Origin of the sequence: Flavobacterium xanthum, from assembly GCF_900142695.1 — a bacterium.
Lineage (GTDB): Bacteria > Bacteroidota > Bacteroidia > Flavobacteriales > Flavobacteriaceae > Flavobacterium > Flavobacterium xanthum.
In genome coordinates this window covers 102,312-116,984 of sequence record NZ_FRBU01000005.1, presented here as the reverse complement: position 1 = coordinate 116,984, position 14,673 = coordinate 102,312, and the positions used below count along the sequence as shown (strand labels likewise).

Annotated in this window: 11 protein-coding genes; all 11 read right to left on the bottom strand. The window is 35.1% G+C overall.

The features are described from left to right. Positions 1-168: 168 nt before the first annotated feature. Complete coding sequence (gene ftsZ, locus BUC11_RS03605; protein WP_073351981.1) at positions 169-2,118, bottom strand: cell division protein FtsZ; 1,950 nt, start codon at positions 2,116-2,118, stop codon at positions 169-171. 54 nt (positions 2,119-2,172) lie between these two features. Then, on the bottom strand, positions 2,173-3,555 hold the full coding sequence (gene ftsA / locus BUC11_RS03600) for a cell division protein FtsA (protein ID WP_073351979.1): 1,383 nt from the start codon (positions 3,553-3,555) through the stop codon (positions 2,173-2,175). Between the two features lie 6 nt (positions 3,556-3,561). Further along, positions 3,562-4,284 carry a cell division protein FtsQ/DivIB gene (locus BUC11_RS03595; RefSeq protein WP_073351977.1) on the bottom strand — a complete coding sequence of 241 codons (723 nt, stop codon included), beginning with the start codon at positions 4,282-4,284 and terminating at the stop codon, positions 3,562-3,564. Next, positions 4,271-5,620 (bottom strand): UDP-N-acetylmuramate--L-alanine ligase, encoded by a 1,350-nt coding sequence (murC, locus tag BUC11_RS03590; protein WP_073351973.1) that lies wholly within the window; start codon positions 5,618-5,620, stop codon positions 4,271-4,273. Before murC ends, BUC11_RS03595 begins: the two co-directional genes overlap by 14 nt. A gap of 23 nt (positions 5,621-5,643) precedes the next feature. Continuing rightward, positions 5,644-6,741 (bottom strand): undecaprenyldiphospho-muramoylpentapeptide beta-N-acetylglucosaminyltransferase, encoded by a 1,098-nt coding sequence (gene murG / locus BUC11_RS03585; RefSeq protein WP_073351971.1) that lies wholly within the window; start codon positions 6,739-6,741, stop codon positions 5,644-5,646. A 55-nt stretch (positions 6,742-6,796) separates the two neighbouring features. Continuing rightward, complete coding sequence (locus tag BUC11_RS03580) at positions 6,797-8,086, bottom strand: FtsW/RodA/SpoVE family cell cycle protein (RefSeq protein WP_073351969.1); 1,290 nt, start codon at positions 8,084-8,086, stop codon at positions 6,797-6,799. Between the two features lie 47 nt (positions 8,087-8,133). Then, the gene (murD, locus tag BUC11_RS03575) at positions 8,134-9,465 is read right to left on the bottom strand and encodes a UDP-N-acetylmuramoyl-L-alanine--D-glutamate ligase (RefSeq protein ID WP_073351967.1); all 1,332 of its coding nucleotides are present in this window, start codon (positions 9,463-9,465) and stop codon (positions 8,134-8,136) included. 1 nt (position 9,466) lies between these two features. Further along, positions 9,467-10,696 (bottom strand): phospho-N-acetylmuramoyl-pentapeptide-transferase, encoded by a 1,230-nt coding sequence (gene mraY / locus BUC11_RS03570; RefSeq protein WP_073351965.1) that lies wholly within the window; start codon positions 10,694-10,696, stop codon positions 9,467-9,469. A gap of 96 nt (positions 10,697-10,792) precedes the next feature. After that, on the bottom strand, positions 10,793-12,256 hold the full coding sequence (locus tag BUC11_RS03565; RefSeq protein WP_073351962.1) for a UDP-N-acetylmuramoyl-L-alanyl-D-glutamate--2,6-diaminopimelate ligase: 1,464 nt from the start codon (positions 12,254-12,256) through the stop codon (positions 10,793-10,795). After that, positions 12,253-14,256, bottom strand: coding sequence for a penicillin-binding protein (locus BUC11_RS03560; RefSeq protein ID WP_073351960.1), 2,004 nt, complete (start codon positions 14,254-14,256; stop codon positions 12,253-12,255). The genes BUC11_RS03565 and BUC11_RS03560 overlap by 4 nt, the downstream gene beginning before the upstream one ends. Further along, complete coding sequence (locus BUC11_RS03555; protein ID WP_073351958.1) at positions 14,247-14,594, bottom strand: FtsL-like putative cell division protein; 348 nt, start codon at positions 14,592-14,594, stop codon at positions 14,247-14,249. Before BUC11_RS03555 ends, BUC11_RS03560 begins: the two co-directional genes overlap by 10 nt. Positions 14,595-14,673 lie beyond the last annotated feature (79 nt).

Below are 14,673 nucleotides of genomic sequence, written 5' to 3'. Positions count from 1 at the left end.
AGTAAAAAAGTTTCTTTTAGATATAAAACAGAAACGAATACCGGATTAAGAAAGTGCAAATTTAAAGAAATTTACTGGAATTCACAACAGATTACTATGTTCACGTTGCATAAAAAAAAATAACCCGAAAAATAAATTTTCGGGTCATCTTCTTTTGACTTGATTTCCTTAATCTACATTGTCATGCAAATAGGAATTGTTTGAACGTAACTGCAAATCGTTGTTGCTATCTGTTCCTACAGAAATCCTTGAATTTGTATTATTCGCCTGATTGTTTGAAATATCTATTCCTAATCTTTTGTATGCTGGCTCTTTTTCGTATTCATCAATTTTAGAAACATTGTTGTGAAACTTGTAATTGAATTCCTTTAGCTTTTTTCTTCTTTCATCAGCTCTCATTCTCAACGACTCTTCGATAGTCATTTCCATAGGAGAGATTGTATCAAAATCTTCTGGCGCCTGTACCGATCTTTCAACTTGTTTCATGGTAATATTTAACTCAGCCGGAATAACAACTTCTGGTATTTTTGCGACTGGTTTAGCCATGAAATCAGGCTCTTGATCCATATATTCTTCTAGAGAGTACTTGATGATTCCGTTATCACTTAATTCTGTCACAGGAACAAATTGAACAGCCTCATTTACTTTGATATCACGAGTTTCATTCGTTAACTCATACAATACTTTATTTTCCCGTACTTGATCTGCTGGTTCTGTTTTAAAAAGCGGTAAATCAAAAGAGAAAGTAGTTTGTTCTTGTCTCTCGATAACCTTTGGCTGCACTTCTTTTACTTCAGCTACAGGAGATGTGATTGTAAAATCAATATCAGTAATAGGAGAAACTATTTCGAAGGTTACATCTAAATTTTTAATAAATTCAGACATAACCATCAACTCTTCCTTATTAATTGTAGTTGGTGCAATCGCTGGTTGAGGAACGATTGCAGGCTCAGCAGCAACAATATCTTCCACTAGATCGAAAACAATTCTTTCGCTAGAGTTTGACACTGGTGATTCTGTATTCAAATCGAATGCTGTCACTGTTTTACTACTTAGATTATGCACACTTCTTTGTTCATCCTCTAAGGTGTGAATAATTTTTTTCGGCTCTGTATTTACGATTTCATTTTGTTGTTCAATGTCAAATCCTGTAGCAATAATAGTTACTGCGATGGCATCTCCAAGAGATTCATCTTCACCAACTCCCATAATAATATTAGCATTATGACCTGCTTCAACTTGAATATGATCATTAATTTCTCCAATTTCGTCAATTGTAATTTCATTAGTTCCAGAAACGATAAGCAACAATACGTTTTTGGCACCAGTAATTTTATTATCATTTAACAAAGGAGAATCCAAAGCTGCAATAATTGCTTCCTTAGCTCTATTTTCGCCTGAAGAAACAGAAGACCCCATAATAGCTGTTCCACTATTGAACAATACCGTTTTAGCATCTCTTAAATCGATATTCTGCGTATAGTGATGCGTAATTACTTCAGCGATCCCTCTTGAGGCTGTGGCCAAAACTTCATCAGCCTTTGAGAATCCTGCTTTAAAACCAAGATTTCCATATACTTCTCTTAATTTATTATTATTGATAACAATTAAAGAATCGACTTGCTTACGCAATTTCTCTATACCAATTAACGCTTGTTCCTGACGCACTTTACCTTCAAATAAGAAAGGCAATGTCACAATCCCAACCGTAAGAATATCTCTTTCTTTTGCCAGTTGTGCTATGACAGGTGCTGCACCAGTTCCAGTTCCACCGCCCATTCCGGCTGTAATGAACACCATCTTAGTATTGCGATCTAGCATTTTCTCAATCTCAGAAATACTTTCAATTGCGGACTGCTGTCCAACATCAGGGTTTGCCCCAGCACCAAGTCCCTCCGTTAGATGAACTCCTAACTGAATTTTATTTGGCACAGAACTACTCTGCAACGCTTGAGAATCCGTATTACATACGATAAAATCAACGCCTTTGATCCCTTGTTTAAACATGTGATTTATAGCGTTACTTCCGCCACCACCGACCCCTATAACTTTTATTACATTTGATTGGTTTTTAGGTAAATCAAATGAAATACTTCCAAATTCTGTGTTGCTTGGCATAATTTTGGGTTTTTGATATTTATTATTAATTCTTATATTTTTCAGGCCGTGCCTTTATTCTGCATTATCTAAAAAGTCCTTGATCTTATCTACATATCGATCAAAGAAATTTTTCTGAATTCTGTTAACGGTAGAATTTTGTTTTTCATGCGCATTATGATCTATTTCCTCTTCAACATTCTCATAAACCTCTTGTACTGGAGTTTGAACAACTGTAGGCCTGTACGTGGGCGCTTTGGGTTGCTCTACTGCATCCAAACGTATCGCGCTTTGCGTTTTATTTTCAATGCTTTTCATTACTAAACCCACTGCCGTTGCATACAACGGACTTGAGATTTCCTCATCTGAATTTCCAGCTAAATGTTCGTTAGGATACCCTATTCTTGTATCCATTCCAGTAATATATTCTACTAGTTGCTTAATATGTTTCAATTGAGCACCACCACCTGTTAATACAATACCTGCGATCAGTTTCTTTCGAGGATCTTCATGACCGTAAGCTTTAACTTCTGTAAACACCTGATCCACAATCTCCACAACTCGAGCATGAATTATTTTGGATAGATTCTTTAGCGATATTTCTTTTGGCTCTCTACCTCTTAGACCTGGAATAGAAACAATTTCATTATCTCTATTTTCTCCTGGCCAAGCAGAACCAAATTTAACTTTTAATAATTCAGCTTGCTTTTCAATTATAGAACATCCTTCTTTTATATCGTCTGTAATTACATTTCCTCCAAACGGAATTACTGCTGTATGCCGAATAATACCATCTTTAAAAATAGCTAAATCGGTAGTACCACCACCTATGTCAATTAATGCAACTCCAGCTTCTTTTTCTTCCTGACTTAAAACTGCATCGGCAGAAGCTAATGGCTCTAATGTCAAACCTGAAAGTTCAATTCCTGAACTTTGAATACACCTACCCACATTGCGAATAGACGATGCCTGACCCACTACTACATGAAAACTAGATTCTAATCTTCCACCGTACATTCCTATAGGTTCTTTGATTTCAGATTGTCCATCAATTTTGAATTCTTGTGGCAAAACATGTATTATTTCTTCACCAGGCAACATGGCCAATTTGTTGACTTGATCAATTAAAAGCTGAATATCATTCCCCCCAATCACTTCTTCAGGATTGTTTCTGCTAATATAATCTGTGTGTTGTATACTACGTATGTGTTGTCCTGCGATACCAACAACCACATCTTTTATTTTATAACCTGAGTTATTCTCCGCTTCTTGAATAGCTTGCTGTATGGATTGTATGGTTTGCGTAATGTTATTTACAACACCTCGTGCCACACCCAAACTTTTAGATTTTCCAACACCTAAAATTTCTAGTTTACCATATTCATTCTTTTTGCCTATCATGGCAACTATTTTAGTTGTCCCAATATCTAGACCTACTGCAATATTCTCTTTTTCCATTATCTATTATTTAGTGCAAACTACTTGTTCCGTAAACCGGAGGTCAATTTTTTTATATTTATACAACGAACTATCTAAAACTGCTTTTTGAAAAAAAGCTTTGTAATTTTTAAATTTACGCTCCACATTAATCAATTTACCAAAATCAATTTGATAATCAAAATTTCTGTTGTGCATTTTTAAGCTACCATTTGGCATAATTTCAATTCCGATAATGTTTTTTTTCAAAAATTCATCATCATAAATTGTGCGAAATAAGTGGGCTAAATCTTCGTTATTATTTTTATTTATTCCTCCTGAAACAAGTGGAACTCGGGCTGTAAAATTAGCTGACAATGGCATTCTATTCCCTTCGTAATCAATATAAAAAGAACCTCCATTATCAAAAACTCTAGCAATAGGAGTTTTTTGTTTCACCACTGCTTTTAACACACCATCAATACTCACATAGACATCTGATTTTTCAATCATTTCTTGTGCATTGAGATTTGTCTCCAGCGTATTCAAATCTAAATTAACTTTTTGAATGCTGGATGCCTCTCTATTATTTTCTATTAACAATTTATTAACCGTTTCTTGTTTAACAAAGGGGTCATTATCTCCAACAAAAATAACTTCAGATTTGGTCAATTTCCTATTTTCATTTCGTTTTGACGTAAAAGAAAACAGAAAAACTACTAATGCAAACATCAGTATCAATCGAATATTGGTCCAATTAAAGAGTTTCATTGATTGCTTTTTTAATTAATGGTACTAATTCTCCAATATCTCCTGCTCCAATAGTGACAACTACCGTTGCATCACTTGCCAATATCGCGGTAATCAAATCATTTTTGGCAACTAATTTCTTATTATTAAGCAGCATCTTATCCATGATCCATTGCGAAGTTACACCTTGTATAGGCAGTTCCCGAGCCGGATAAATATCTAACAAAAGAACTTCATCAAAGTGGGACAAACTTTTGGCAAATTCATCAGCAAAATCTCTTGTTCTGCTGTACAAATGAGGCTGAAAAATCGCTAGCACTTTCTGATTGGGATACAATTCCCGTACAGCTTGATGCACCGCATTTATTTCTGTTGGATGATGTGCATAATCATCAATATAAACTTTAGCTACTGTTTTAATTTGGTACGAAAACCTTCTTTTTATCCCCTTAAATGATGCAATGGCATTTGCAATGGCATCGGTTGGGGTGCCGAATAAATTTGCCATTGCAATAGCCATTACCGCATTCATTAAGTTATGACGTCCTGGCAATCCAAAATGTAAATCTTTAATTATTTCAGTAGGTGTTTGTACATCGAAAACATAGCTTCCGTCTCCTATTCTTATGTTAAACGCTTTATAAATAGCATCTTCATTTACCGCACACGTTAACCCTTCTAATGGTAATTCTTTTGTGATGAAAAGATTATTTTTATCCTCTATTTTAGCTGCAAATTCCATAAAAGACGCCTCAATAGCTTCACTTGTCCCGTAAATATCAAGATGATCAGCATCCATGGATGTAATGCAAGCAATATTGGGATGCAAATGCAGAAAGGAACGATCAAATTCATCTGCTTCAACTACCGTTACTGTTGTACCACTTCCTATTAAATTTGAATTATAATTCTCAACTATTCCACCTATAAAAGCAGTGACGTCAGCGCCACTTTGGTATAATATATGTCCTAAAATCCCCGATGTCGTTGTTTTTCCATGGGTACCTGCAACTGCAAAACAAAACGTATCCTTAGTAATTAATCCTAAAACTTCGGCTCTCTTTTTTATTTCATACTCTCTTTCCACGAAGTAATTCCATTCCGAGTGCGTAACTGGTACTGCCGGTGTAATAATTACTAGCGTATTCTCGATAAAAAAATCTTTAGGGATCAAATCAATACTATCTTCAAAGTGAATTGCAATTCCACTTTCCATCAATTCATTTGTTAGAACAGAAGGCGTTTTATCATATCCGCAAACCTGTTTTCCCAAATTTTTGAAATAACGAGCTAAATTGCTCATCCCGATTCCACCAATTCCAATAAAATAGACGTTATGTATTTGATTCAAGTTCATTTTCGTTTCTTTCTTTATCTCTATTATTTTCTATCTATCAGCTTAACAATTTCATCAACAATTCGTATTGTTGCTTCTGGCATTGCCAATTGTTTTATGTTATCACTTAGCATTTTTTGTTTTGCCTCATCTTTAATCAAAGACTCAAATACAGTACCGAATTGAGAATCTAGCTCTACTTCTTTAAGTAAAATAGCTCCATTTTTATCAACTATCGCTTGCGCATTTTTAGTTTGGTGATCTTCAGCTACATTAGGAGAAGGAATAAAAATTACGGGTTTACCAACAATGCATAATTCCGATACGGAAGAAGCTCCTGCGCGAGAAACCACGATATCTGCCGCTGCATAAACCAGATCCATTTTATCAATAAAAGAATGAATCTGAATATTATCATTCTCTTCCAAACGTTTATAATCATCAAAATACAACTTACCACATTGCCAAATTACTTGCACATTATGAGCTGCAAACAACAAAATTTCTTTCGCAATTAACTCATTTATTCTTCTGGCTCCTAAACTACCTCCTAAAACTAAAAGTGTTTTTTTCTTAGGGTCTAAATCAAAATGCTGTAACGCTATTTCTCTTTTGGAATCAATATCAATTAAATCCTGACGCACCGGATTTCCAGTTAAAATCATTTTTTCTTTTGGAAAAAAGCGTTCTAAGTTTTCATAGGCAACACAAATCTTTTTTGCCTTTTTGCTCAATAACTTATTGGTAATTCCAGGATAGGAATTTTGTTCCTGAATCACCGTTGGAATACCTGCAATTACCGCTATTTGTAAAAGTGGACCACTGGCAAAACCTCCAGTACCAATAACTACATCTGGCTCAAACTGCTTGATTATAGTGCGTGACTTTAGCAAGCTGCTAATTAGTTTTACCGGAAAAAGAGTATTGTCAAATGTTAGTCTTCGTTGTAATCCTGCAATCCATAGTCCGATGATCTTGTAACCTGCCTGAGGCACTTTTTGCATCTCCATTTTATCTTTTGCACCAACAAATAGAAATTCGGCATTAGGAAAACGAGACTTCAATTCATTTGCAATAGCAATTGCCGGATAGATATGTCCTCCAGTTCCGCCACCACTTAATATGAATTTGTATTGTTTCATTTTTTTAAAGTTACTGAGTTGCTATTATTTTAAAAATTTAAAGGTATAAAATGGCCTACTTGTTTAAAACTGCCTGCATTGGATTTTTTGCCTTGTCTTCGATTGAATACGCTTCATCTAAAACGAAGTCTTCTTCTAACTCTCTATCGATTAATTTTTGTAGCGCTTCCTCCCTTTTTGCAGTATCTTTTAATTCTTGAGCAATTTCTTCTTCTTTCTTAGTTACACCAATAATGATTCCTAAAGCAATACAGGTCATCCAAATAGAAGTTCCTCCACTACTAATCAACGGCAGTGTTTGTCCCGTAACAGGTAATAATTCTACAGCTACGGCCATATTAATCATGGCCTGAAAAATCATTGGAAAACCAAGACCTATAACCACCAGTTTTCCAAATAGTGTTGTGGCTTTATGCGAAGCTACTACAAATCGGAAAAGCAATAACAAATAGAGCGACAAAACGCCTAATCCACCTATTAATCCGTATTCTTCAACAATAATGGCATAAATAAAATCCGATGAAGATTGAGGTAAGAAATTTTTCTGAACACTTTTACCAGGTCCTAGTCCATAAATCTTGCCTGATGCAATAGCAATTTTTGCCTTTTCTATTTGATAATCATCTTCATCTGGTTTATCGGTGCTAAAATTTTCAATACGACTTTCCCAAGTTCTTACTCTGCTAAAAAATTTAGCATCGGGAAAAGCTTTAGAAATCAAAACAAAGAAGGTTAGAAATACAATGCCTGATCCTACTATTACTGCGATATATTTCATAGGATACTTTCCTATGAATGCCAACATTAATATCATCGAAAAAATTAATGCCGTAGTCGAAAAATTCGAAGGAAGAATAAAAATCAAGGTAATAAAAACGGGGAGCCACAGCTCTTTCAATGATTCTACAAAATCAATTGGTTTCTCTCTTGTTTTAGACAAATAACGCGCAACAAATACAAACAAAACTAAGGCCGCAAAAGCCGAAGGTTGAAATGAAATACCTACAAATGGTATCTGAAGCCATCTACTTGCATTGGCTCCACCTATCACTGTACCTTTTATCATTGTTATGGCTAAAACAACCCAAACAACGGGCAACAGCCATTTAGAAATAGATCTAAAATATTGATACGGAATTTTGTGAACCCAAAAAATGATTAAAAAACCAAAAAAAATATGACCCGAGTGTTTTACTAAATACCCTAAAGTATTTCCTGTTCCATGCCCTAAATAGGCCAAGTTACTACTTGCACTAAAAACAGGCATAAACGAAAACAAGGCCAATAAGGCCACAAATGACCAAATCCCTTTATCTCCCTTTAGATTGCCTATTAATTGTTTCATATCATTTTCTTTTTAAAGTTTACTTTCGTTCATACGATAAAACTTTTCTATAAATTTTTAACTGCTTGTTTAAATTGATTCCCTCTGTCTTCATAATTTTCAAACAAATCAAAACTAGCGCAGGCCGGAGACAATAATACAGAGTCCCCTTTTTCAGTTAATCGTTGTGCCATTCGAACTGCATCATTCATGTTATCCACCTCAATCATCATGTCAACCACATTCCCAAAAACATCAATAATCTTTTTATTATCTACACCAAGGCAAATAATTGCTTTTACTTTCTCACGAACTAAGGACATTAATTCGTTATAATCATTCCCTTTATCGACACCACCCACAATCCAAACCGTTGGTGTATTCATACTGTCTAAAGCAAAAAAGGTTGCGTTAACATTGGTTGCTTTAGAATCATTAATATATTGAACATTTTGAATTTTTAAAACCTTTTCCAGACGGTGTTCTACTCCTTGAAAATTAGAAAGACTTTCTCTAATTGTAGCCTTTCTTATTTGCATTAATTTAGCCACAGAGGTTGCTGCCATTGCATTTTTCATATTATGTTTTCCTTCTAAAGCAATGTGTTCTGTGTCCATTGTAAACTCTTCCTGACTGATCTTAATTTCCATTTTATTGTTTTTTATATAGGCTCCTTCGCTGAAAATTTTAGTCAATGAAAAAGGGATTAATTTTGCTTTTGTTGTGTGCGTTTTGAACCAATTGCATATGGCTTCATCATCTGCATCATAGATGAGATAATCATCTTCTGTTTGATTCATTGTTATTCTGAATTTTGAATCAATGTAATTTTCATATTTGTATTCGTACCGATCTAAATGATCTGGGCTTATATTCGTAATAATAGCAATATGGGGTTTGAAATCAATAATTCCATCCAGTTGAAAACTACTCAACTCCAGCACATAGGAATCGTATTTATTATCAGCAATCTGCCAAGCAAAACTTTTTCCTATATTGCCGCCCAATCCTACATTCAATCCAGCTGATTTCAACAAATGATGTGTCAGCATTGTTGTAGTCGTTTTTCCGTTGCTTCCGGTTATACCTATAATTGTTGCCTTCGTAAAAGGAGCTGCAAACTCAATCTCTGAAATCACTGGAATTCCTCGTTCCTTCAGCTTTTTTACTATTGGAGATTTATCCGGAATTCCTGGACTTTTCATCACCACAGCAGCATTCAAGATCAACTCCTCCGTATGCTTTTCTTCTTCCCAAGAAATTCCATTTATCAATAAAATCTCTTTGTAATTTCCTTTTATTTTTCCAAAATCAGATACGAAAACTTCGTACCCTTTTTTCTTACCTAGAATAGCAGTACCAACACCACTTTCTCCACCACCTAAGATTACTAGCCGCATACTATCTTAATTTTAAAGTGACAATTGACAATATGGCCAGCATGATAGCAACAATCCAAAAACGGGTTACAATTTTACTTTCGTGATACCCTTTTTTCTGGTAATGATGATGTAAAGGAGACATTAAAAATATTCTTCGGCCTTCGCCAAAGCGTTTCTTCGTGTACTTGAAATAACTTACTTGAAGAACAACAGATAAATTTTCGACAAGAAAAATTCCACACAATAAAGGGATGAGCATTTCTTTTCGAACTGCAATTGCAAGAACTGCTATAATTCCGCCAATTGTCAAACTACCGGTATCACCCATAAAAACGGATGCTGGATAGGAATTATACCAAAGAAATCCGATCAATGACCCTACAAATGCGGCTATGAAAACCGTCATTTCACCAGAATTAGGGATATACATAATGTTCAGATAATTAGAGAAAATAATATTACCTGAGACGAATGTGAATATTCCCAATGCGAGTACCGAAATAGCCGAAGTTCCCGCAGCAAGACCATCAATTCCATCTGTTAGATTAGCGCCGTTTGAAACTGCCGTTATAATAAAAATTACTACCGGAATAAAAATTAACCAAGCCCATTTTTCATATCCGTCCCCTGTCCAAGCCAGCAATTCGGCATAATCAAACTCATTGTTTTTAAAGAAGGGAATTGTCGTTGCCGTAGATTTTTCTTCGATGGGCGCAGGCATAATAACGGTTTGCGTCGACGTTTTAAAAACGTCTACTTTACCCGTATCCGTTCTTACAGTTACACCAGCATGAAAATATAGAACGATTCCTACTATCAAACCCAAACCAACTTGTCCAAAAACTTTAAATATCCCTTTTAAACCTGCTTTATCTTTCTTGAAAATTTTAATATAATCATCAATAAATCCAATCGTTCCCATCCATAACGTGGTCACTATCAACAATACGATGTAAATATTATGCAATTTCGCAAACAGTAAAACTGGCACTAAAGTGGCAAAAATTATGATTAACCCTCCCATCGTGGGTGTTCCCGCTTTTTCATTTTGGCCTGCCAACCCTAACTCTCGAACAGTCTCCCCTACTTGTTGTGCTTGCAAAAATCGAATGATTCTTTTTCCATAAATAGTGGACAGTAATAACGATAGCATAAATGCTAATGCCGATCTAAACGTGATGTACTGAAAAACCCCTGTTCCTGGAACATCCAATGTTTTATCTAAATATTCAAATAAATAGTATAGCATATATCGTTGTTTATTTGGTTAATCGTTGCTGTGTTGTTCGTTACTTTCCAATCTGATGGCTATTCGCAAAACAAATAATAGCAACCGATTAAACTATCATTTCCCTAATTGTTCTAAAACTTCTTTTACTGTTTCCATATCATCAAAATGTTGCCGAATCCCTTTGATCTCCTGATAGGTTTCATGTCCTTTTCCGGCTATCAAAATAATATCATTCGGCTGCGCCAATTGGCAAGCTGTCTTTATAGCTTGCTTTCTATCGCTTATGGTCAATGTTTTTTTATAATTTTGAGGCGCTACACCTTGTTCCATTTCAGCAATAATAGCATCTGGCTCTTCATTTCTAGGATTGTCCGAAGTGAAAATTGCTTTATCACTGAGCTCCGATGCAATTCCAGCCATAATAGGTCGCTTGGTCTTATCCCTATTTCCTCCACAACCTACAACTGTAATCAATTGTTCGTTTTTTGTACGAATAGCATTGATAGTTTTTAGCACATTATCTAAAGCATCTGGAGTATGGGCATAATCCACAATTGCCGTGATGTTAGTTGAAGAAACGATAAACTGGAAACGACCTGAAACACTTTCTAAATCAGATAACAATCGCAGTACTTCTAAACTTTCCATTCCAAGCTCAACGGCAGTACCGTATATAGCCAGCAGGTTATAAGCATTAAAGGTTCCTATCAACTTAACCCATACTTCGTTTCCATTTATTTTAAGCAGCAACCCCGATAATTGGTTTTCCAGTATTTGTGCTTTATAATCAGCGTAAGTTTTTAAAGCATAAGTGCACTTTTTAGCGGCAGTATTTTGCAACATTACCTGCCCATTTTTATCGTCTATGTTAGACAATATAAAAGCAGTTTTAGGCAAATGATCGAAAAATGATTTTTTCACATCTCTATATTCTGCAAACGTAGGATGATAATCTAAATGATCGTGTGATAAATTAGTGAATATCCCACCCACAAAATGGAGTGCTTCTGTTCTTTTTTGATGAATCCCATGAGAGCTTACTTCCATAAAACAATAGTCAACATCATTCTCAACCATTGCTGCCAGATAATAATTTATCGTAATAGAATCTGGGGTGGTATGAGTTGCTTTATACTCAACATCATCTACCATTATTTTTACAGTTGACAGTAAACCAACTTTATAACCCGCTTTTTTAAACAATTGATACAACAAAGAGGCAATCGTAGTTTTACCATTTGTTCCTGTTATTCCCACCAATTTTAAATTTTGCGACGGGTCACCAAAATAATTTGCAGCCATAAAAGCTAATGCAGAATTCGTGTCTTTAACCTGCACATAGGTAATTCCATTTTCAATCGTATCCGGAAAGGTATCGCATATCACTGCGACAGCACCTTGCAAAATTGCTTTTCCAATAAAATCATGTCCATCAGAAATAGAACCGCGAATAGCTACAAAAATGTCATCATTTTCTATTTTTCTAGAATCAAAATCCATTTTGTTTATGGCGGTATCTGTCGAACCTTTCACGGCTTCGATAGCTACTTTGTACAATATGTCTTTTAGTATACTCATGATAATTCCAATAATATCGTTGTGTTTATTACTAAATTCTGTCCCGCTTCGAGCGATTGTTTTTTAACTTTACCAACCCCTATAACCTTCACTTTCATGCCCAAATTTCCTAATAAAGCAACTGCATCCATTCCTGACATTCCCTTTAAATTTGGAATTATTTGTTGCTTCTTTTGATATTTAGAATAGTAAGCATCATAATTATTTTCTTGTTTTGGAATTTTTCTGTCCAAGTTTTTAATCTCATTTGTGGAAGGCGCATCGGTAAAAATCTTTTGTGCAATTCTTTTAAAAACGGGACCTGCCACATCCGCACCGTAGTAATTATTGAGTGCTGTACTTGGTTTATGCACGACAACTATACACGAATATTTAGGTTCATCAGCAGGAAAGTAACCCACAAAAGAAGATGCATAATATTTTCCAACTCCACCAGCCTTTCCGTAATTCACAGCTGCTGTCCCAGTTTTTCCTGCCATAGAAAAATCCTTAGAATATAATTTCGAAGCCGTTCCTTTTTTTACCACATTTGCTAAAACTGCTTTTAGCTTTGCAATAGTTGCTGGAGAACAAATTCTTGGATTTAAAACTTCCTTCTCATATTTTTTGATGGTTCTGTTCCATTCTTTGATTTCAGAAACAAATTGAGGTTTGACCATTTCACCATTATTAGCAACCGCATTGTAAAAAGCTAAGGTTTGCATTGGCGTGATCGATACTCCGTAACCAAAAGCCATCCATGGAAGGGAAATATTAGACCAATTTTTATCGCTGGGTTGCGGAACGTAAGGCTTTCCTTCTCCTTTAATTGAAAGTCCCAATGGTCTATTTAATCCAAAATTATTAAGATGATTTACAAATTTAGAAGGCTCATTCTTGTAATTATCATAGACCGCTTGCACCATAACCGTATTGGACGAAAGTTCAAAACCCCTTGCTAACGAAATCTTACCGTAACCCCCTTCATGTGAATCGCGCACTTTTTTTCCTGAATAAACTATTACGCCACCTTTGCTATCATAAACAGTACTAGTATCTGCTTTTTTATCTTCTAAAAGCGCCATTAAATCCGCTAGTTTGTAGGTAGAACCAGGTTCGTGAGATTCGGCCACAGCATAATTTGTAGTTTCAAAGTAAGTTCCATCTGTAGCTCTTCCTAAATTAGAAATTGCCTTAACATGACCTGTCTTTGTTTCCATGACCACAACACATCCGTGATCTGCTTGATATAACTCCAACTGTTTTAATAAGGCATGATGAGCAATATCTTGAATATATACGTCAATTGTTGAAATGACATCGTATCCATCCTGAGGGTCCACCTCATTTATATCTCGAATGGGTTTCCACTGTCCTTTGGCGATTTTTTGTTTTAAAATCTTACCGTCTTTACCATTCAAATATTTTCTAAACGCCCACTCAATTCCTTTTCCATCATAAGACTCCCCATTAGAAGTTCGCTCATATCCTACGGTGCGCTCAGCAATTTTCCCTATAGGATGCTCTCGTACTGTTTCTTGTTTAATTATAATTCCTCCTTTATAAGCGCCCAAATTAAACAATGGAAAACCTTTTATTTTAAAATATTGGGTATAACTTAAATTACGAGCAATTAAGTAATACCTGTTTTTATTAGCTCTTGCTTTGCGGAGTTCATTTTCAAAAAAACTAGACGACTTGCCTAATACTGTCGCTAATGAATCTGACAGTGATTTAACATTTTTTTCAAATGATTCCGCTTTGGGAGTAACAGCATCAAAACGTATTTCATAATTAGGAATTGATGTAGCCAATAGACTTCCGTCAGCTGAATAAATATTTCCTTTATTAGCTGGAATCACAAAGTTTCTAACCGTTCTTTCCTTGGCTAACTTTCTATAATAATCTCCTTCGACCCACTGAATATTTGTTAATTTCACAGCAATAGCAATAGCCATGACAAAAATGCCAAAAGCTACCAGATAAATTCTGTACGATATGTGTTTATCTTCTACTGCCATAATTTTTCTAAAAACCCTTTCGCTTTTTCTGCTTTAACTTTTATTTTTACTGGAGGAACTGTTGATGGGAAAATTTCTTTTTCTATCATTTTCTCTGAAACAGTCGATTCCATTTTTAATTTCATTAATTCTGAGCGCCTATCGACAAATTCTGATCGCAACTCCTTGGCTTTATTTGTCAATTCTGCGATCTTAAATACCTTTTGTTCAAATCGTTGGGTGTTTGCTATCATTAAAATAGCCAACAGAATTATAAAAACGATAAAACGCCAGTTTTTAACCGCATCCTCATTGACAAGGAACCTTGCTTTTAGTAAACTGTATACTCCGTTTTTCATTTTTTATCAACCCCAACCTATCTCTAAAGTAGAGAAGATCTGCAATTGGGTATATTTTATTGTTTATATTTTACGTTAC

Bases quoted from the DNA above. Each gene is read 5' to 3' on its own strand.
- ftsZ (WP_073351981.1), bottom strand. From the start codon at position 2,118: ATGCCAAGCAACACAGAATTTGGAAGTATTTCATTTGATTTACCTAAA.
- ftsA (WP_073351979.1), bottom strand. From the start codon at position 3,555: ATGGAAAAAGAGAATATTGCAGTAGGTCTAGATATTGGGACAACTAAA.
- BUC11_RS03595 (WP_073351977.1), bottom strand. From the start codon at position 4,284: ATGAAACTCTTTAATTGGACCAATATTCGATTGATACTGATGTTTGCA.
- murC (WP_073351973.1), bottom strand. From the start codon at position 5,620: ATGAACTTGAATCAAATACATAACGTCTATTTTATTGGAATTGGTGGA.
- murG (WP_073351971.1), bottom strand. From the start codon at position 6,741: ATGAAACAATACAAATTCATATTAAGTGGTGGCGGAACTGGAGGACAT.
- BUC11_RS03580 (WP_073351969.1), bottom strand. From the start codon at position 8,086: ATGAAACAATTAATAGGCAATCTAAAGGGAGATAAAGGGATTTGGTCA.
- murD (WP_073351967.1), bottom strand. From the start codon at position 9,465: ATGCGGCTAGTAATCTTAGGTGGTGGAGAAAGTGGTGTTGGTACTGCT.
- mraY (WP_073351965.1), bottom strand. From the start codon at position 10,696: ATGCTATACTATTTATTTGAATATTTAGATAAAACATTGGATGTTCCA.
- BUC11_RS03565 (WP_073351962.1), bottom strand. From the start codon at position 12,256: ATGAGTATACTAAAAGACATATTGTACAAAGTAGCTATCGAAGCCGTG.
- BUC11_RS03560 (WP_073351960.1), bottom strand. From the start codon at position 14,256: ATGGCAGTAGAAGATAAACACATATCGTACAGAATTTATCTGGTAGCT.
- BUC11_RS03555 (WP_073351958.1), bottom strand. From the start codon at position 14,594: ATGAAAAACGGAGTATACAGTTTACTAAAAGCAAGGTTCCTTGTCAAT.